This is a genomic window from Bradyrhizobium sp. UFLA05-89 (assembly GCF_059803475.1).
On record NZ_JBANBA010000015.1, the window covers coordinates 43,501 to 60,649 of the forward strand.

A 17,149-nucleotide genomic window follows, 5' to 3' on the forward strand; every position below is an offset into this window, starting at 1 on the left:
ATTTGATGTAGTTAACTGGTCGGGGCAGCTGGATTCGAACCAACGACCTGCAGTACCCAAAACTGCCGCGCTACCAGGCTGCGCTATACCCCGAATGTCCAGCAGGCCCGTCGATACACGCTTCAAGGGCTGCCAGCAAGGCGGCTGTGCGCCGCCGATCTTGGCTCTATTTGGCACCGAACAGCGGATGGGCGACGCGGTCGCCCGGGCGGATGCCGTATTTCTGTGCCGTGCCCGCCGGCACCTCAAGGACGGCCCTGGCAAGACCGCGCGAAGGGATGATCTTGGTCGACAGCGGCTCGGTATTCTCGGCGATCCGCAGGATGCGGCCGTCCGCACCGATGAAGATCATGTCGAGCGAGATGTAGGTGTTCTTCATCCACATCGTCACTTCCTGCTCGGGCGAGAAGTCGAACAGCATGCCCTTCCCGTCTGCGAGTTCCTTTCGGTACATCAGGCCCGTGGTCTTCTCCTGCTCGGTCGTGGCCATCTCGACGGAGAATACCTGAACGCCGTTCCTGGTCGCGATCTCGAGCGGCTGGAAACTCGCAGCCCGCATGGGGCCAGCGCAAGCGGCAAGAACGAGGACTATGGCCAACAAGCCCCGGACCAGGGACCAGGCTGCCTTACGATCAAAATTCATGGAACGGCACTCATGCCAACGGCAGGGGATGGGGCTGCGCATCCTAACCCGGCGATCATGGCAAATGCCAGACGGCCCCGCCCGCCCGGGCTGCTCACGAATCCGGGAACAGCCGGCTGGAAGCATTGTGGTTAGTGGGACTGGAGCCCCGGCGATCCGGTCTCGGGATGGATCTCGGCGGCCATCATGCCCTTAGAGCCCGGCCCAAAGCGGACCAGCACATACTGGCCCGGTCGCAGTTCGGTCATGCCGAAGCGGCGCAGCGTCTCCATGTGCACGAAGATGTCGGGGGTGCCCTCACCGCAGGTCAGGAAGCCGAAACCGCGGAGGCGGTTGAACCACTTGACCTGCGCCCGCTCGAGCCCGCTCGTCGGCGTCACCGTGACATGGGTGCGCGGCGGCAGCATCTGAGCTGGGTGGATCGCGGTCGACTCATCCATCGAGACGACGCGGAACGCCTGGTAGCCCTTGGCGCGCTGGATGCACTCAACGACGACCCGGGCACCCTCATAGGCGGTCTGAAAACCGTCGCGCCTCAGCACGGTAACGTGCAGGAGCACGTCGGGCCAGCCATTGTCGGGAACGATGAAGCCGTAGCCTTTCGAAGCGTCGAACCATTTGATGACGCCCGTGACTTCGACAAGATTTCCGCTGCCCTCACCGAGCCCGGTGAAAGGATTAAGCGCTGCATCGCGACCGACACCTGCGATCTCGCCTGGTGCCAGCCGCCCAGACGACGCGCCTGGCGCGGGAACCCCGACCTTCTTGGACTCGAATCCGTCCGACGACCCCATAACCCCGGACCTCACACATCAAAGGCGGACCGCCCTCAGCGACGGTACCGAATCACGCGTCTGGACGAGAACTTCTCACCATGACGCCACACGAATCTCTCGAATCAAAAGATAACATTCCCGGTTGCGGCGCATAGACAAAAAAGAGATTCGCCGGAACCTATGAACAGCCTTGCACAGCCACGAATCAATTCGTCGTCAGTTGCCGACGAAGGGCCCCAGGGTCTCGCCGATATCGTGATGGATCACGAGGTCAGCGATGTCGTCCTGCTCGGTTGGCTCGCGGTTGATGATGACGAGACGCGCGCCGCAATTCTTCGCCATCATCGGAAAGCCCGCCGCTGGCCACACCACGAGCGAGGAACCAATCGCGATAAAGAGATCGCACTGCTGTGCAAGCTCGGTCGCACGCTGCATCGCATCTTCCGGCATCGCCTGCCCGAACGAGATCGTCGCCGTCTTCACCGGTTCGGCACACACGCTGCAATCGGGCGCGGCACCGTCTGCGTCGAACCGCCGCTTCACCCAATCGAGTTGATAGGTCTCGCCGCAGTTGATGCAGCGCGCGTAAGTGGTATTGCCGTGGAGTTCGATCACGTGATCGGAAGCGAAGCCCGAAGCCTGGTGCAGATTGTCGATGTTCTGGGTGATGACGGCGGGAGTCTTGCCGGCGCGGTAGAGCGCGGCCAGCGCGCGATGGCCGCGGCCGGGCTTTGCCGCGGCAAAAGTCGGCTCCATCGCGAAGCGGCGGCGCCAGGATTCGTTCCGCGCCTCCTGGCTCGCGACGAATTCGTCGAACGGGATCGGACGGTTACGCGTCCACAATCCACCCGGCGAGCGAAAATCGGGGATGCCGCACTCGGTCGAGATGCCCGCACCGGTGAACGGCACGATGGTGCGTGCTGCGGCAATCATGTCGCCGAGCCTGTCGACCCCGCTGCGAAGATCTGATGCAATCATAGGCAGCCATCCGTTCGCGAACGCGTCTCCTATAGCACGCCCTGCCCGTCGCGATGATCTCGCTCATCGCAAATGACGCCCCGCTGCCTGTGAATCTGGCACCAGCGCGGCGACCTTCTCGAGGAGCTTCGCGTTCGCACGCTCGCGAAACGATGCTGCGAGAGTCTTACAGATCGTCGCCACCTCGGCCTGCTGATTTGCTCATTTGGGCTAGCGTCAGAGCGCGTGAGCGACAAGATCGTTGACACTTTTATCCACCATGAAGTGCGACCAGGGTCGGCAAGTTTTTCCGCCCATCCCTTATCACAATCCGGCAATGCCTCGTCCCCATTGACGCCCCATTCGAGGTCGATCAATGCACCCGTCGAATCCGACTCAACGCGATGCGGCGGCAGCGCTTGAGGTCAGTTGGTAAGAAGGGGATGGACATGACAGAAGAAGAACAGCGTAAAGCAAGGGAGCGTGACGAGATCGCAGCGCGCGTCGCCGCTTTTCGCGCGACACAGGAAAAATTCAAACGCGAACGAGAAGAATATTTTGTCTCGACGCTGGAGAACGCCCGCAAGGTCGAGCGGCCATCGCTTTGGCCGTAAGGCCGTTTTGAATTGAACAAGCAAAAAGCCCGGAGCGCAGCTCCGGGCTTTTCATTTTGGCGCCTTGGTTTACCAATGGCGCCAGTGATGGTGCCGGTAGTAGACCGGTCCGCCGTAATAGGCGTAAGGACCCGGTCCGTAGGAATAGCTCGGGCCGTAACCATAGTAGTCCGGACCATAATAGTATGGATGGGACGCTGCGATCGCGCCCGCCGTGAGTGCGCCGGCTGCTAGACCGAACGCGAGACCCGGTCCGATGCCGCGCCCGCGCGCCTCTGCCGGTGCCGCAATCGCGGTCGCGCCGACGGTCGCAACGGCGGCCAGAACTGCCAAAGTCTTTCTCATGCGCTTTCTCCTCCATCGCTCGTGGAGGACCAACGCTCGCACCGTCCGATAGTTGCGGCCGATCGACTCCGGCGAAACCCGGGGTTAGTTGAAAAAAACCGAGCCAATGTGGAACAAACGTGCTCGGCGGCGCATTTGCTCTTCAAGTGCGGCAGCCTCCGCCATCCGGGTCGAGGCGAAAGCACGAAGACCCCGCCAGCATCCTCCGTGGTGTTGGCGGGGTTTTCGGTTTCAGAGCGCGATGGCAGCAGAGGCGCCCCTTTGCCAATGGGGAGGGCACGTGAGGAGGTCCGTTTGCCGATATCCGCATTGCTGGCCCGCATCCGCAGGCTGATCCCCAGACGCCAAGATGAACACTACGAGGAGATCGTTCGCAGCTTCGGCGTCGGCGCTTTGCGCCCGCCACCGACGCCGATGAGCGACGCCGAACTTGCCCGCGCAATCGCGGAGTTCCTGAAGGACTCGCCTTCGGCAGTCTCAGTCTCCAGCCTCGGGCGGTGGCTGGATCCGTCCTCCCGGACCTGAGCACGTCATCTCACGATGCTGGAACAAACTTGGCCCTAGCGCGTTGGCTATCCTCGTTCGCGCAAAGAGGCTGCGATGCCAGCGTGGCTTGAAGTCTTGCTCAATCTGGTTGGCTACGCCGGGTTCCTGGCGTTGGCTGCGCGCAGCACCTCGCGCGCCCGCGGCCCCGGCGACGACTCGCATTTGCAGCGATAGGATTAGAGCGAGCGGTGGCGCACTCAATGCGCCTGCGGCGGTTGCCCCGCCGTCCGCACCAGCCGGTCGGCCTTGACGAGTACGTGCGCCCCGTCTTCCACCTGCGGACGAAGCGAAAAGCTGATCACTACGAATGCGGCGCAGAACAGCACGCCGACGACGGCGACACGACGAAAAGTCTGTCGGTCGGCTTGGTAAAAGGATGGCGTCGAAGGTAGTGTCATGGCCATCGTGCCTGGCTCTCTCGTTTCGCTTTGCCTGCGAGCCGACACCTATCGCAATGCGTCGCAAGTGCAACGCGATCTGGCTTTTAACCTAACCGAATAGGGTTATCCGATCTCGTGCAAGCTTTCGTTAGGCTTTGCCGCGCGGCGCTTTCCGGTGGGCGATCAGACGTCGGCGAGCAGCTTCAACGTTGCACGAAAGCTCAGGCTGCGGTTGCCGACCAGCACGGTGCCGAACACCTCCGCCTCCTTGTCGGTGAACGTCCCGGAGAATCCGCTGGTGACCTCCTGCCCGCCGAACAGCGGCCGGACGAAGGGGTCGGCAAACGGCGTGTGCTGGTTGGTGGCAAGCTCGCCCTTCCAGGTGCCGTTGCCGACGGTGTACGAGCCTTGTGACCAGAAATAGGGTCCGCCGCCGAGCAGCACTCCATCGCGCAGGACCAGCACGCCGCTGTCGCGGCCTTTCACGCCGTCGAGCATGTGGATGTGAATGGAGTAGAGCCCGTTCTTCATGGCGGCCCTAGGATACAACCTGGCGCCGACAGCGTCGAGCAGCGGCGTGAATCGCGAGCCTGCCATGCAGCCGGTTGCACGCTCCTACCCCTGCCCTCAGCGCGCGTTTGCTGCTATGGAACGGCCGAACCAAGCCCGCCTCAATCAAAGACCGTCTAGGGAGAAAAAACCATGCGTTACCTCCACACCATGCTGCGCGTGCGCAATCTCGATGTCGCGCTGAAATTCTATCAGGATGCACTGGGTCTGAAGGAGGTGCGGCGGATCGAGAACGACAAGGGGCGCTTCACGCTCGTCTTCCTGTGCTCGGCGGACGATCTCGAAGCGCTCAAGAGGCAGCCCTCGACGCGCGGCGCGCCGCTGGTCGAGCTCACCTATAATTGGGACGAAGAGAAATACGGCGAGGACCGCTATTTCGGCCACCTCGCCTACGAGGTCGACGACATCTACGCGACCTGCGATCGGCTCATGAAGGCCGGTGTCACCATCAATCGCCCGCCGCGCGACGGCAACATGGCGTTCGTCCGCTCGCCCGACCTGCATTCGATCGAACTGCTCCAGAAGGGCGAGCCGAAACCGCCGCAGGAGCCGTGGCTGTCGATGCCGAACACCGGTCACTGGTAAAGCAGCACGCGCGTTCCGTCTGGAACGAGGCCTGCCCGTCGGCGTTCTCTCCTCGACTAGGAAATCTGGAGGAGGACGCGAATGGCGAGAGGGCTGTTGCTGTGGTTGCTTGGCGTGCCGATTCCGGTGATCATTCTGCTGTGGCTATTCTTCGGCCACTGATTGTCACCGGTTGTCGGATGCGTCTAAAAGCTCCGCCCCGGGCGGAGCTTTTTGCATGAGGCGGCTTCGCGAACGCAGCTCGCGCGGTGCGTGATATTCCGCTATCACCCGCGCAACGCATGAACGCGGGAGGAGCAAGCGTGCCAGAGCAAAAGCCGCAACTGACGGTCTGGGGTCGCGTCAACTCGGTCAACGTGCAGAAGGTGCTGTGGTGCCTGACCGAGCTCGATCTGGCTTTCGAGCGCATCGATGCCGGCATGCAGTTCGGCCGCACGCGCGAGGCCGACTACCTCGCGATGAACCCCAACTCGCGCGTCCCGACGCTGGTCGATGGCGACTACGTGCTGTGGGAATCCAATTCCATCATGCGCTATCTCTGTCTCGCCTACCGTCAGGGCACGCCGATCTATCCGCTAGCCGCGAGACAACGCGCCGGCGTCGATCGCTGGCTCGACTGGACGCTCTCGACGCTGCAGCCGGCCGATCGGCCCGTGTTCTGGGGCATCGTGCGCACGCCGCCGGCCGCGCGCGACATGATGCAGATCCAGAAGGATGCGGACGCGGCGGCCGAGGTGTGGCGCATCCTCGATCAGCAGCTCGCATCACGCCGCTTCGTCGAAGGCGATGACTTCACCATTGCCGATATCGCACTCGGTGCCTATGCGCGGCGCTGGCTCGGCGTCGAGGGCATCGCCCGCCCGACGCTTTCCAATCTGAACCGCTGGTTTGCAGAGCTCGCGAACAGGCCAGGCTTCGAAAAGTACGTCGCACCTCCCATGTCGTGAAGGTTAGCGCCAGCCGCGCTCGACCAGCAGCACGCAGACGACCAGCACCAGCGTGACGGCGGCGGTTGCGAGGCGTGCGGTCCAACTCATGCCGCGTCCGACCCACCAGAGCAGGGCGCAATACATCAGCACGGGAACGATGATATCGAGCGACAGCCCGTTCGCCGGCATGCGCCGCTAGCGCCGGATCGAGGCGCCAACACCGACATCGAGCGCGCCGCCGATCTTCACGCAGCTTCCGGTGGCCTCGACCTTGACGAAGCCCGGGCCGTAGGCGGCGCAGGCATTGGCGTTCCCCGTACCCTTGAGTGGCAGCACCTTGCCGGTCGGGGGCGACCGCTCCGATGTAGGCAGGCGTGCCGTCTCGGCACTTGCCGACGAGATTGCGAGACAGCCGATGGCGATGATGGAGAGCGCGCGCATGTCGCCTTGTAGCGCGGGTACGATCCGGTTTCCATCCGGGCCGGCGCGGCCCAAGGTCAGATGAATTTGATCCCGGCGGAGTTGCCGCGCCGCCAGACCACCTGGCAGCTCCGCCCCGTCCGGGCATCGCGCGCGAAGGCCAGCCGGATGACGCCGGGCAGCTGAGCCGCGTCCTCGTCAAGCGTGATGCGCGCCCCCGAGGTGGAGATGTCGGCCACGAGGCAATGCCGCGCGGCGAACCCGCCCTCGAGCGTGATCCAGGCGTGCTGGGACAGCAGTTTGCGTGCTGCCCGCTTCTTGGTTGCGGCCATCGGTTGGAAATCTCCCCCTTCAGCGCTACCGCAGGGAACCCTAAGAAACCGTTGAAATTGGCTCCGAACTTTCCCGATGGTGAGTTTCTCCACCGGTCCCAAAAGACGTTCCCGAATGGCTTGCCCCACCGGCCAAAGGCCACTATACGTTCGCCCGCCGCAGGGCATTCCGGGTACGACTCGTTTGGGGCCCCGGCGCAAGTCTTGCTCCCTTCGTCTATCGGTTAGGACGCCACCCTTTCACGGTGGAGAGAGCGGTTCGATTCCGCTAGGGAGCGCCAACAAAATCAAAGACTTGCCCATTCCTTCTTCCGCTGTGTCCGATGGACCTTTGAGACGTGGCGAGCGTTGATGTCTTCAAGCCAGGGCAGGATCGCGAACCCGGAGTTCCGGTCGTGAGTATGGTCCCTTTAGAACTTGAAAGGCGGTCCGCGCAGCGGTGGGCCGCCAGATTTGAACGGTCTATTTCGCCAGCTCAGCAAGAACGCCAGCCCGACAGCGACAGTCCGCAGGTTCGCTCTCCCACAAAGCAAAAAAAGCCACCTGTCAGGATGCGGCCGCGGCGCATGGAGAACCCGCCGGCCTAGGGGCTGGCAGTTGGTCGTTCACCGCCGAGCTCGTCGATGATGTGCTGATCCCGCCCGATAACCGCGGATCAGACTCCAGCAACTGGAGTGGCACCATGACGCAGAACTTCGTAACCGTGTGTGTCGTCGCCGCTTTGATTGTCATGGGCTTGCTTGCCTTCGTCCACGAGCGACATGGAGAGTGCCTGCACGGGCGCCTGGTCAGAACCCATATGCCCTGCGGATCGGTCAGCCCTTCAATATAGGGCGCCGAACCGAAGTGGCGCCGGCGCTGGAACGTCGGTCCCTCCTGCGCATTCAAGCGGGATGAGGCAGCTTGCTTTCGGCTTGGCTGCTTTAGGCGGCTCGCTGATCCTCTTCGTCCTGTGGTTGGGACATCACGAGCAACAGGCGGCCGTCGAGCGGCTGGAGCGCTACGAGATCCCCCATACCGACCGGTGATCTGCCGGATCGAGTGGGACATCGCGGTGTGCGACTCCGACGGTCCTGCGATCTCCTAAAGTTGCGCGTCGGGCAGTTCCGTGAATGGGATGGCTGTACCGAAATTTTTCCCTCCCTCGCCCGAGCTCGCAAGATTTCTTTCGCACCTTGCGTGCTCAAAGCACCAGCTCAAGGACAGTGTGCCGCTGATCGTCACAACCAGGACGACACCTTTGACGGGCAATTGTCTTTAAGGACAATTGCACGCTCTGGATTTGTCGTCTTTTATCAGGGTGCCTATCGGCAACCCGACAGGCCTCACAAGCAACGGTCCCGTAGCTGCCGCCAGTTGCCGGACCGTTGCTGGGGATTGCGACCACAAATCACAGATGGCGTCGCGCGGGGACAAGGAGACGCTCGCGACTTCATTGACGATTGTGGTGTTGGTTTACAGTCAGGCTGGGGAGCTTGAATTTAAGCGTCATGCTGATCGTGTGACGCAACGATTGTGTTTACGTTCCAACCAAACGGGACGGCGCGCCTTTTTCATTTGCTTGTATCACCTCGGTGGGGAGAGCGATGAAGTATGGATTCGCGGCCGTCGGCGCTTGTGTGTCGGATCGGCAAGTCCGGAACACCCTAAAGCGCCGAGAACACCATTCGATTGCGAGTGCCGCGCTCTCCCGACTGGTTCGTAATCCTGTCTCGTGTCGATTGCTTCGCTATCGGCTGCTATCAACCGTTTCGTTAGCCGCCATTGTAACTGCCCAAGCCGCATTCGATGCGGGACTGTCGCCAGCGCTGGCGCAGTGCGCAGGTCCCGCGAGCAACACGATCTGTACGCTTGGCGGCAACCCCTATTCCGGCGGCATCAACGTCGATACCAACAACGGCACCGGCGGCACCCCCATCGGCCTCACACTTCTACCCGGTGTCAATGTCGTCATCCCCGCTGGCGCAGGCGGCGTTAACGCTGTCAACGCCGCCAACTCCACGGGCGTGACTTCGGGGAGTGCCAACATCACCATCACTACGGATGGCGTAACAATCAACAATACGGCCAATCCTCTCACGGCGAACAACACCGGATTGCGAATCCAGTCGAGCGGCGACGCGATCATCAGCGCAACGAACACCACGATCGACGTGGCCGGCACCGCAAGCGAGGACGCGATCGTTGCGTTCGCGATGCCAAACCTGACGGGGATTCCTCATCTGGCGGGCGTAACCTGGAGCGGCGGGAGCCTAACCTCCAGCGGAACCGAGGCTACTGGCATCCAGGCCGATAACCGCGGAACAGGAAATGCCGCAATAGTTGCTTCCGGCAATATCACGGGCACGCCGGGTGTGAGTGGGTCCGGCTTTTACGGCTTGATCGCTCATGCCGGAGACTCATTGCTTGTCCCGTCGGGAGCCGGCGATGCGTCGGTGACTTACAATAGCGGCACGATCAACGTGTTTGGAAACAGGCCTCGTGGCATCGTCGTATGGGTCGAGGGCGACGGGTCGGCATCGGTCACCACCAGCCCCGGCACCGTCATCACAGTCAGTGGCGCGAACCCCGGGGACAGCAGCCGTACACAACCTGTGAAGGCTGGGATCGCCGTCCAGTTGGATTCGGCCACCGCAGCAAACGGTCGGTCGCTAACTGCGAGCGTAGCATCGACCATCATGAGCTTCGGGACCGCGGTCCCCGATTCGAATATTTTCAACAACCCCGTAGCTATCCGAACCATCAGTTACGCCGACGCGCCAACCACGGTGACCTACACCGGTCCGGGCATTACCACCCAGGGCGGTGGCGGCGCTGGCATCGTTGCCCTTTCCGGCAGTGGCAGCATCACCGTCAATGCCACCGGGCCGATCGATACGACCAACAGCTCCAATGCTGTTGGCATATTGGCTGACAGTGGCACGATACTCGCCAGAAGCAACGGGCTGCTCACCGATACCCAGACTTTGCACGGGCCGATTGCGCGCTCCACAACGACAGGACATGTCGAAGTCAACGCGGCCAACGTATCGACACCGGGACAGTTCGGTACCGCAATCGGCGCAACCAGCGGCAGCGGTGGCGTGACGGTCAATATCGCGCCAGGCGGATCGATCATGGGCGGCTGGCAGGCCGACCTGACCAGCGTCGGACCAATTTGGGGTTTGCAGGCTACCGGTGTTTTCCTCAGCTCCGCCGGTGGGATCGCGACCCTGACCAATGACGGAAGTATTGGGGCACTGTCCGATCGCGCCATTGCCGGCGATCCGATCATCATCAACAACGGCACCATCACGGGTTTTGTCCAGCTCGCGGGTGTGAACGATGTCATCAACAACGGCATCTTCAACTTGCGCCATTTCGCCGACACCAATGGTGACGGAGTTCGCGACACGCTGCGTGTCGCGGTTTCAGATCTTGGTGGCGGTCCCAGTACCTTCACCAATAACGGAACGTTGGCGTTGCTGGGCGGTCCCGGGGCGACCATCCTTGATGCCACCGGCCAGTATTTGCCACTGGGACTGAATTTCAACGCGATGGCGCTCGGCGGCCCGGTGCAGGGCCAGATTCTCGGTGCGACCAGCTTCACCAATTCCGGCATCATCGATCTGCAGGCCAATCCGGTTGCCGGTGACGTGTTGCTGATTTCGGGTGGCCATACGCCCGGAATGAACGGTGGTGGCACATTCATCGCGAACGGCGGTCAGCTCCTGCTCGATACCGTGCTGAACGAGGGGGGCGCCAACTCGCATTCCGACGTGCTCGTGGTCGATGGCACCTCCCTTGGCGCTGGCGGTGCGACGCGGCTTTTTGCCAAGAATGCCGGTGGTGCCGGCGCGCTGACGGTCAACGACGGCATCCTGGTCGTGCAGGCACTTGATCCCGGCCGGTCAGCCGGTGGCGTATTCACGCTCGGCGCTCCCGCCGTCGCCGGCCCTTACGAATACACCCTGTTCCTGGGCGGCGTCGGCGCCGATGCAGGAAACGGCAACTGGTACCTGCGCTCGACGCTGAATTGCACGCTGACCCCGAACTTGCCGGAGTGTCAGACACCGGTTCCTCCCATTCCACCGACGCCGACCACTCCAAACTTCCGCATCGAGACCTCCCTCTATGCGGCGATCCCGTCGATGGCGCTCCTGTATGGCCGCAATCTGCTCGACACATTGCACGAGCGCGTCGGAGAGGAGTTCGATCCAACCGCGGCCCCAGCCGGATACTACAAGGCCGCCCCGCTCGTTCCCGGCTCACCATATCTTGGCTGGGGTCGGATCATCGGCGTCAACGGTACCCAGCACGGCGATAGCCTCGGCGTGTTGAGTGGTGGCACCGGCGGTCCGCGTTTTGAATACCAATTCCTGGGGCTGCAGGCGGGCATGGATTTCCTCCGCCAAGACCGACCCGATGGTTCGCGCGATCACGCCGGTGGTTATTTCGCAATCGGCGGCAACCAGGGACAGGTCACCCATTTCGACGGCAGGGAAGGCAACAGCGACTTCACCGCCTACACGCTCGGCGGCTACTGGACTCACTTCGGGCCGAGCGGCTGGTACCTCGATGCGATCCTGCAGGGCACCTTCTACGACATCAACTCGACGGCTAGCCGCGGCCTGCCGACATTCAGGACTCAAGGCCAGGGTTTGGCCACCTCGTTCGAGGGCGGCTATCCCTTCAAGTTCGCCGGCGGCTGGTTCATCGAACCGCAGGCGCAGCTGATCTATCAGAACATCAACATCCATGACGCCTCCGACGTCGCCGCCCAGGTCCGCTTTGCCGACGTCGATTCGCTCGCCGCTCGATTTGGCGCAAGGTTTGGTCGTACATGGGCACTTGACGGGTTCGCGCAACAAATTACCGCCTGGATCCGGCCAAACCTCTGGAACGAATTCCGCGGCAACCCGGTCACGTCGTTCTCTTCAGAGACCGGCTTCATTCCGTTCTTTGCTGATCTCGGCGGTCTCTGGGGCGAGCTCAATGTCGGTGTCAGCGCGCAGGTGAGACCGAACACAACGCTCTACGCCAACGCGTCCTACCAGAGCCGGTTTGACGGCGGCGGATTCGCCTACACCGGCAAGGCCGGACTGCGGGTAGGCTGGTGACGGGTAAGATTGCCATCGTCGAAATCAGAATGTCCCGTCCCGGCGAGGATAAGGAGCGCCCTCGCGTCGGAGACGCGAAAAAAGCTATTGGAGCTCCCCCATACGCTCATCAACCAATTGAGTTTGAAGGAACTACCGGCTCCGCCGGGGGAGCCAGCGCCGGACTTGCCGAAACCAACGTATAGCTATCGCAATACCGCGAATTCCGGCCTCATCGGTCGGCATGAGGAACGAAACAGTCTGGATCATCCTCCCCGCGATCGGGTTCGCCATTGTCTTGGCGACGATCGTCCTGCTCATCGGCCGGTGATATCTAGGTTCCGCCAGCCCGAGACCTCATCCGGACTGTCGCAGATCTGAAAATGTAATAGAGTTCGACGAGAGGATATTTCATGCTGCCTTCCGTCGATGACGTCCGCCTTCGTCCGGTCGAGCCACACCATGCACCGGCCTTCAGTTTCGCGCTGCTGATCGTCTCATGCATGCTTGCGAGCTTCGCGCTCGCCTGTGCAACGCCCTTTGCGGCGTTCTCGGTCATTGCCGCGGCGACACTGCCGCTACGGCCGGCGCTGCTTGTCGTCGCCGGTGCGTGGCTCGTCAATCAGACCATCGGGTTCGCCGCGCTTCACTATCCGATCGAGCCAAGCACGATGGCCTGGGGCCTTGCGATCGGTGCCGCCGCACTGACTGCGACCGCGGCAGCATCAGTCGTGCTCCAGCATCTCTCCTCGAAGAGCACGCTGCTCGTGCTCACGCTTGCGCTCCTTTGTGCCTACGGCGCATACGAGCTCACGCTGCTCGCTGTCACGCCTCTCCTTGGCGGTGCCGGTGCCTTCACGACGGCAGTCGTGGCGAGCCTCGGACTGCTCAACATCGCATGGTTGATCGGCCTCGTTGCGACCTGCGAAGTCGTCGGCTGGTTGCCCCCGTGCGTCGCGGTCACGTGCTTTCGCGATGACGGGCCGGCCCATGGTCTCGATGGCCGCGGGGCGGTCTTAACCGCGTTCGACTGATTGCCTTGTCTTGGCCCAAATTGCTGAGGCAAACTCATGTCGACCGTGCCTTGTGCGCGGCCATCGTTGTCATTGCTCGCTTGCGATCGGAGACCGAATGGCTGTCAACAAGATCACCTGGGAACGCGTCGGCCGAGTCACCGAGCCTGGACGCTACATGTACACGTTCGGCTGGCTGACAATCACGGAGGGCGACCTCAGGTCTGGCAGCAATATCCCGATGCGGCCTTCACGCTCCTCGCGCACGTGCCGTCGGCCGATGCCGTCGGCGATGAATTCCATCTCGGCGCGTTCGACATCTCGCCCGACGCTCAATCAGCTTCCGACAGCTCATATGCGGGTGCGGCGACAGGTGAGCTGCACTAGCGGCGCGTCTGCATCGGACGCGGAGCGCCGCCGGGAACAGATGGCATAGCTGTTGCTTTGTCAGGGGCATGATACACCTTGCCGCTCCCGATCAGGCCGTCGTGCTATTGCTCATCATCATTTGCCTAGGCTCATGTTTTGTGCGGGTCTTCTGGCAGCTGGAGCAGGTGCGCTCGCGCCGCAACCAATCGCCGCCTCAACGATAGGCGCTCCAAGTGCCTCCGCCTGCCCGGCTTTTGCGATTTCGCTTATGGACACGCGGTACGAACGCGCGCATCGTGGCGCGAAGAAAAGGTCTGAATTCTTTGATTTTTCGGACTAATCATCGCTCTATGCAATGTGCGCGGTGCTTGATGTAAAAATCGAGCGGAAATGGTTATGCACTTGATTGCGCTGGGGCTTTTGATTCGCGCGCCGCGCACTGATGAACGGAAGCTGTCGGGACCGTTAAGCGTTGCGACAGCAAGCACATGACACATCGTCGCATCGCTTCAAGTGGATAAGCTGACCAAGGGAACCTATTGTCCAGCCGATGATGACACTGCTTGAAGCATTGCCGACCGTGATCGGGACGGCCGCCGTCGCACCGGCCTTGTTGATGCTCTGGCTCGTCATCGCGGCCGAAGAGCGCCCCGGCCCGCCGGCCCAGGTCTGGACCGCCTTCCTGCTCGGCGCGGCCAGCATTTCGCTGCTGGGGCTCGCGCGTGCGCCGTTCGCCAAGATGGTCGCAGCCCCCGACGATCCCTGGGCAGCGCTCGCCATGCATTCGATCTTCGGCGTGGCGCTGCCGGAGGAAGCGGTGAAGGTCATCGCCATCGTGCTGGTCTCCTCGACCAAGCGGCGGACCTTTGCCAATCCGATGGACACAGTGGTCTATGGCGCCGCAGTCGGGCTCGGCTTTGCCGCCTACGAAAACCTCGCCTATCTCGTGCAGCATGCCGACATGTGGCGCGCGCTCGCGGCCTTGCGCAGCGTGCTCACAGTGCCCTTTCACGGCGCACTCGGCATCATTGCGGGAGCCTATCTCGCCATCGCCCGCTCGGGTACGGCGCTCGGCGCGCATCGTCATCATCGCGACTGGGCGCGTTTCTCTAGCCGCGTCCTGATGCTGATGGGGCCGCTCGCACTGCATGCGAGCTTCGATTTTCCGCTGCTGACCTTGCAGCGGATGCCCGACCTCGACCCGAATGTGCGGATGTGGTTCGGCGCGGCGAGCCTTCTGATCGGATTCAGTTCGATCGCTTTCGCCATCCGCCTGGTGCGGCGTGTCGCGCGCCACCACGCGCCGCGCACTGAGGTCGCGCGCGAGCGCCTCAGCCAGCTCCGGCGCATGTGGGCGCTGCTGGTGATCGGCGGCGGCGTCGGCTTTGTCGGCCTCGCCTTCGTGCTGACCTCGATCCATCACTGGCTGGTCAATCCCGATCACAACGTGACCCTGGTGCTCATTCCCATCGGTCTGACCTCGATCCTGCTCGGTATCGCCCTACTGGTTGTCACAACGGCGATCTACGTTCTCGGCCGCAACCGCATCCGCACCAGCGCGGAAGGGTTCTCATCCGCGCCCTGAGGCGGGTGGTCACCGCGGAACGCACACACTAGAGTGAGCCGCATCTCGTCGTTGCGGCCCTGGAGGTCTCCATGACGTCGCCCGAGCAATTTGCGCGCTTGCAGTCCGCCATGAGCCGAGCAGTCAAGGCGCATTGGAAAGCCTTCCTGTTCGAAGGCATCCTGCTCGTCATTCTCGGCATCGCCGCGCTGATCCTGCCGCCGCTCGCGAGCCTTGCGATCACGATCTTCCTCGGCTGGATGTTCCTGATCAGCGGCATCGGCGGGCTGCTCGTGACCTTCTGGGCGCGCAGCATGCCGGGCTTCTGGTGGTCATTGATCTCCGCGGCGCTCGCCGTGCTCGCCGGCATGGTCCTTTTGGCGCGGCCGATGCAGGCGGTGCTGACGCTGACGATCGTGCTCGGGGCATATTTCCTCGCCGAAGGCGTCGCCACCATCATGTATGCGCTGGAGCATCGCCGCGAGCTGACCGGCCGCTGGTCGTGGCTCGTGATCTCCGGCCTCGTCGACATCGTGATCTCGTTCCTGGTCATCACGGGCCTGCCCAGCTCGGCGGAATGGGCGATCGGTATCCTCGTCGGGATCAACCTCCTGTTCGGCGGCGCCACGCTGATCGGCATCTCGCTTGCGGCACGCAACAGCAACACTTGATCGGCGCGTCGCGCTCACCCTCTTGTTTGGGGGGTGACAAGCCCTAAATGCTGCGCTATAGAGCCCGCCATGATCACCTTCGCCACCAGCTATTTTTGGTACTTTAGCTACGACAGCTCGCTGGCGGCGGGAGGATCGCGCTCAATCTGACACATTGCAGCAAGACATCTGAACAGCCGCCAGACCTGGCGGCTTTTTTATTGGCCGGCAGGTTCTCTAACAACAGGAGCCCGCCGTGCTGAGCACGACCGACGATCTTCGCATCCGCGAACTTAAAGAGCTGAGCACGCCGGAAGAGGTGATGCGGGAGATCCCGCGCACGCTCACCGCAACCCGCGTGGTAATGGCGGCGCGCAATGCGATCCATGCCATCCTCAACGGCCAGGACGACCGCCTTCTGGTCGTCGTCGGGCCCTGCTCCGTGCACGATCCCGAGGCCGCGATCGACTACGCCGATAAGCTCGCACGCCTGCGCGAGGATCTTGCCGACCAGCTCGAGATCGTGATGCGGGTCTATTTCGAGAAGCCGCGCACCACCGTCGGCTGGAAGGGTCTGATCAACGACCCCGACCTCGATGGCAGCTTCGACATCAACAAGGGCCTGCGGCTTGCGCGCAGCGTGCTCTCGGCCGTCAACAATCTCGGCCTGCCCGCCGGCGCCGAATTCCTCGACATGACGACACCGCAATACATCGCCGACCTCGTGTCCTGGGCTGCGATCGGCGCGCGCACGACCGAAAGCCAGATCCATCGCGAGCTGGCATCGGGGCTGTCCTGCCCGGTCGGCTTCAAAAACGGCACCGACGGTAATGTTCGCATCGCTGCGGACGCGGTGAAATCGGCCGCCCATCCGCACCATTTCATGGCGGTGACCAAGCGCGGCCGCTCGGCGATCGCGTCAACCGCCGGCAACGAGGACTGCCACATCATCCTGCGCGGCGGCAGTAAGCCGAACTACGACGCTGCGAGCGTTGCGGCGGCCTGCAACGAGCTCGCCAAGTCCGGCGTTGGGCCGCGCCTGATGGTGGATGCGAGCCACGCCAATTCGAGCAAGGAGCCGGAGAACCAGCCGATCGTCACCGCCGACATCGCCGGCCAGATCGCTGGTGGCGAGAGCCGCATCATGGGCGTGATGATCGAGAGCAACCTCGTCGCCGGCCGCCAGGACGTGGTGCCGGGCAAGCCGCTCACTTACGGCCAGAGCATCACCGACGGCTGCATCGATTGGACGACGACGGCGAGTGCGCTCGAGCAGCTCGCCGACGCGGTCGAGATCCGGCGCAACGCACAGCGCGCGGGCATTCACGAGCGCTCTGCCTAGGCGGACCCTTGCGGGCGGGGCGAGCTGTCGCGCCCT

Annotated in this window: 19 protein-coding genes, 2 tRNA genes and 1 pseudogene; 12 read left to right on the top strand and 10 right to left on the bottom strand. The window is 62.7% G+C overall.

Annotation, left to right across the window (positions count from 1 at the left end; translation table 11 throughout):
* Positions 1–16: 16 nt before the first annotated feature.
* The 4 genes from SO139_RS10795 to SO139_RS10810 form a co-directional block, all read right to left on the bottom strand.
* Positions 17–93 (bottom strand) — tRNA-Pro (locus tag SO139_RS10795).
* A gap of 73 nt (positions 94–166) precedes the next feature.
* A complete protein-coding gene (locus SO139_RS10800) occupies positions 167–643 on the bottom strand; it encodes a DUF192 domain-containing protein (protein WP_449381764.1) in 477 nt (158 codons plus the stop codon).
* A gap of 131 nt (positions 644–774) precedes the next feature.
* Positions 775–1,437 (bottom strand): cold-shock protein, encoded by a 663-nt coding sequence (locus SO139_RS10805; protein ID WP_449381763.1) that lies wholly within the window; start codon positions 1,435–1,437, stop codon positions 775–777.
* A gap of 198 nt (positions 1,438–1,635) precedes the next feature.
* Positions 1,636–2,397, bottom strand: a complete 762-nt coding sequence (locus SO139_RS10810; RefSeq protein ID WP_449381762.1) for an SIR2 family NAD-dependent protein deacylase — start codon at positions 2,395–2,397, stop codon at positions 1,636–1,638.
* Positions 2,398–2,825: 428 nt separating this feature from the next.
* Between SO139_RS10810 and SO139_RS10815 the strand changes: the two genes are divergently transcribed.
* Positions 2,826–2,990 (top strand): hypothetical protein, encoded by a 165-nt coding sequence (locus SO139_RS10815; RefSeq protein WP_449381761.1) that lies wholly within the window; start codon positions 2,826–2,828, stop codon positions 2,988–2,990.
* A gap of 69 nt (positions 2,991–3,059) precedes the next feature.
* Here the strand turns inward: SO139_RS10815 and SO139_RS10820 are convergent, their stop codons facing one another.
* On the bottom strand, positions 3,060–3,335 hold the full coding sequence (locus SO139_RS10820; protein WP_449381760.1) for a hypothetical protein: 276 nt from the start codon (positions 3,333–3,335) through the stop codon (positions 3,060–3,062).
* Positions 3,336–3,644: 309 nt separating this feature from the next.
* Between SO139_RS10820 and SO139_RS10825 the strand changes: the two genes are divergently transcribed.
* On the top strand, positions 3,645–3,860 hold the full coding sequence (locus SO139_RS10825; protein WP_474797387.1) for a hypothetical protein: 216 nt from the start codon (positions 3,645–3,647) through the stop codon (positions 3,858–3,860).
* 218 nt (positions 3,861–4,078) lie between these two features.
* Here SO139_RS10825 and SO139_RS10830 read toward each other — a convergent pair whose 3' ends face one another.
* Together SO139_RS10830 and SO139_RS10835 are read right to left on the bottom strand one after the other, a co-directional pair.
* The gene (locus SO139_RS10830) at positions 4,079–4,279 is read right to left on the bottom strand and encodes a hypothetical protein (protein WP_498540061.1); all 201 of its coding nucleotides are present in this window, start codon (positions 4,277–4,279) and stop codon (positions 4,079–4,081) included.
* Between the two features lie 165 nt (positions 4,280–4,444).
* Entirely contained in the window at positions 4,445–4,792 is a 348-nt protein-coding gene (locus tag SO139_RS10835; protein ID WP_498540062.1) for a GrlR family regulatory protein, read from the bottom strand.
* A gap of 171 nt (positions 4,793–4,963) precedes the next feature.
* On the opposite strand from SO139_RS10835, the gene SO139_RS10840 reads away from it, so the two are divergent.
* The gene (locus tag SO139_RS10840; RefSeq protein ID WP_449381758.1) at positions 4,964–5,416 is read left to right on the top strand and encodes a VOC family protein; all 453 of its coding nucleotides are present in this window, start codon (positions 4,964–4,966) and stop codon (positions 5,414–5,416) included.
* Between the two features lie 281 nt (positions 5,417–5,697).
* Positions 5,698–6,363 carry a glutathione S-transferase family protein gene (locus tag SO139_RS10845; protein WP_498540044.1) on the top strand — a complete coding sequence of 222 codons (666 nt, stop codon included), beginning with the start codon at positions 5,698–5,700 and terminating at the stop codon, positions 6,361–6,363.
* Between the two features lie 3 nt (positions 6,364–6,366).
* Here SO139_RS10845 and SO139_RS10850 read toward each other — a convergent pair whose 3' ends face one another.
* The 3 genes from SO139_RS10850 to SO139_RS10860 are packed head-to-tail and all read right to left on the bottom strand — an operon-like array spanning position 6,367 to position 7,097.
* Positions 6,367–6,534, bottom strand: a complete 168-nt coding sequence (locus tag SO139_RS10850) for a hypothetical protein (protein ID WP_449381756.1) — start codon at positions 6,532–6,534, stop codon at positions 6,367–6,369.
* A 6-nt stretch (positions 6,535–6,540) separates the two neighbouring features.
* A complete protein-coding gene (locus tag SO139_RS10855; RefSeq protein ID WP_449381755.1) occupies positions 6,541–6,786 on the bottom strand; it encodes a hypothetical protein in 246 nt (81 codons plus the stop codon).
* A 56-nt stretch (positions 6,787–6,842) separates the two neighbouring features.
* Positions 6,843–7,097, bottom strand: coding sequence for a PilZ domain-containing protein (locus SO139_RS10860; RefSeq protein WP_449381754.1), 255 nt, complete (start codon positions 7,095–7,097; stop codon positions 6,843–6,845).
* Between the two features lie 206 nt (positions 7,098–7,303).
* Between SO139_RS10860 and SO139_RS10865 the strand changes: the two genes are divergently transcribed.
* The 8 genes and pseudogenes from SO139_RS10865 (at position 7,304) to SO139_RS10900 (ending at position 17,113) form a co-directional block, all read left to right on the top strand.
* Positions 7,304–7,378: transfer RNA gene (locus SO139_RS10865), tRNA-Glu, on the top strand.
* Between the two features lie 612 nt (positions 7,379–7,990).
* The gene (locus tag SO139_RS10870) at positions 7,991–8,125 is read left to right on the top strand and encodes a hypothetical protein (protein ID WP_449381753.1); all 135 of its coding nucleotides are present in this window, start codon (positions 7,991–7,993) and stop codon (positions 8,123–8,125) included.
* A 558-nt stretch (positions 8,126–8,683) separates the two neighbouring features.
* Positions 8,684–12,196 carry an autotransporter outer membrane beta-barrel domain-containing protein gene (locus SO139_RS10875; RefSeq protein WP_498540045.1) on the top strand — a complete coding sequence of 1,171 codons (3,513 nt, stop codon included), beginning with the start codon at positions 8,684–8,686 and terminating at the stop codon, positions 12,194–12,196.
* Between the two features lie 392 nt (positions 12,197–12,588).
* Complete coding sequence (locus tag SO139_RS10880; RefSeq protein ID WP_498540046.1) at positions 12,589–13,209, top strand: hypothetical protein; 621 nt, start codon at positions 12,589–12,591, stop codon at positions 13,207–13,209.
* 97 nt (positions 13,210–13,306) lie between these two features.
* A pseudogene (locus tag SO139_RS10885) lies at positions 13,307–13,575 on the top strand (hypothetical protein).
* A gap of 535 nt (positions 13,576–14,110) precedes the next feature.
* Positions 14,111–15,142, top strand: a complete 1,032-nt coding sequence (locus SO139_RS10890; RefSeq protein ID WP_498540063.1) for a PrsW family intramembrane metalloprotease — start codon at positions 14,111–14,113, stop codon at positions 15,140–15,142.
* A 71-nt stretch (positions 15,143–15,213) separates the two neighbouring features.
* On the top strand, positions 15,214–15,792 hold the full coding sequence (locus tag SO139_RS10895) for an HdeD family acid-resistance protein (RefSeq protein ID WP_449381749.1): 579 nt from the start codon (positions 15,214–15,216) through the stop codon (positions 15,790–15,792).
* 235 nt (positions 15,793–16,027) lie between these two features.
* Positions 16,028–17,113: a 3-deoxy-7-phosphoheptulonate synthase gene (locus SO139_RS10900; protein ID WP_449381748.1), complete on the top strand. Its 1,086-nt coding sequence runs from the start codon at positions 16,028–16,030 to the stop codon at positions 17,111–17,113.
* Positions 17,114–17,149: the final 36 nt, after the last annotated feature.

Coding starts and splice junctions, on each gene's coding strand:
- SO139_RS10800 (WP_449381764.1), bottom strand. CDS start 643: ATGAATTTTGATCGTAAGGCAGCCTGGTCCCTGGTCCGGGGCTTGTTG.
- SO139_RS10805 (WP_449381763.1), bottom strand. CDS start 1,437: ATGGGGTCGTCGGACGGATTCGAGTCCAAGAAGGTCGGGGTTCCCGCG.
- SO139_RS10810 (WP_449381762.1), bottom strand. CDS start 2,397: ATGATTGCATCAGATCTTCGCAGCGGGGTCGACAGGCTCGGCGACATG.
- SO139_RS10815 (WP_449381761.1), top strand. CDS start 2,826: ATGACAGAAGAAGAACAGCGTAAAGCAAGGGAGCGTGACGAGATCGCA.
- SO139_RS10820 (WP_449381760.1), bottom strand. CDS start 3,335: ATGAGAAAGACTTTGGCAGTTCTGGCCGCCGTTGCGACCGTCGGCGCG.
- SO139_RS10830 (WP_498540061.1), bottom strand. CDS start 4,279: ATGACACTACCTTCGACGCCATCCTTTTACCAAGCCGACCGACAGACT.
- SO139_RS10835 (WP_498540062.1), bottom strand. CDS start 4,792: ATGAAGAACGGGCTCTACTCCATTCACATCCACATGCTCGACGGCGTG.
- SO139_RS10840 (WP_449381758.1), top strand. CDS start 4,964: ATGCGTTACCTCCACACCATGCTGCGCGTGCGCAATCTCGATGTCGCG.
- SO139_RS10845 (WP_498540044.1), top strand. CDS start 5,698: ATGAACGCGGGAGGAGCAAGCGTGCCAGAGCAAAAGCCGCAACTGACG.
- SO139_RS10850 (WP_449381756.1), bottom strand. CDS start 6,534: ATGCCGGCGAACGGGCTGTCGCTCGATATCATCGTTCCCGTGCTGATG.
- SO139_RS10855 (WP_449381755.1), bottom strand. CDS start 6,786: ATGCGCGCGCTCTCCATCATCGCCATCGGCTGTCTCGCAATCTCGTCG.
- SO139_RS10860 (WP_449381754.1), bottom strand. CDS start 7,097: ATGGCCGCAACCAAGAAGCGGGCAGCACGCAAACTGCTGTCCCAGCAC.
- SO139_RS10870 (WP_449381753.1), top strand. CDS start 7,991: ATGAGGCAGCTTGCTTTCGGCTTGGCTGCTTTAGGCGGCTCGCTGATC.
- SO139_RS10875 (WP_498540045.1), top strand. CDS start 8,684: ATGAAGTATGGATTCGCGGCCGTCGGCGCTTGTGTGTCGGATCGGCAA.
- SO139_RS10880 (WP_498540046.1), top strand. CDS start 12,589: ATGCTGCCTTCCGTCGATGACGTCCGCCTTCGTCCGGTCGAGCCACAC.
- SO139_RS10890 (WP_498540063.1), top strand. CDS start 14,111: ATGACACTGCTTGAAGCATTGCCGACCGTGATCGGGACGGCCGCCGTC.
- SO139_RS10895 (WP_449381749.1), top strand. CDS start 15,214: ATGACGTCGCCCGAGCAATTTGCGCGCTTGCAGTCCGCCATGAGCCGA.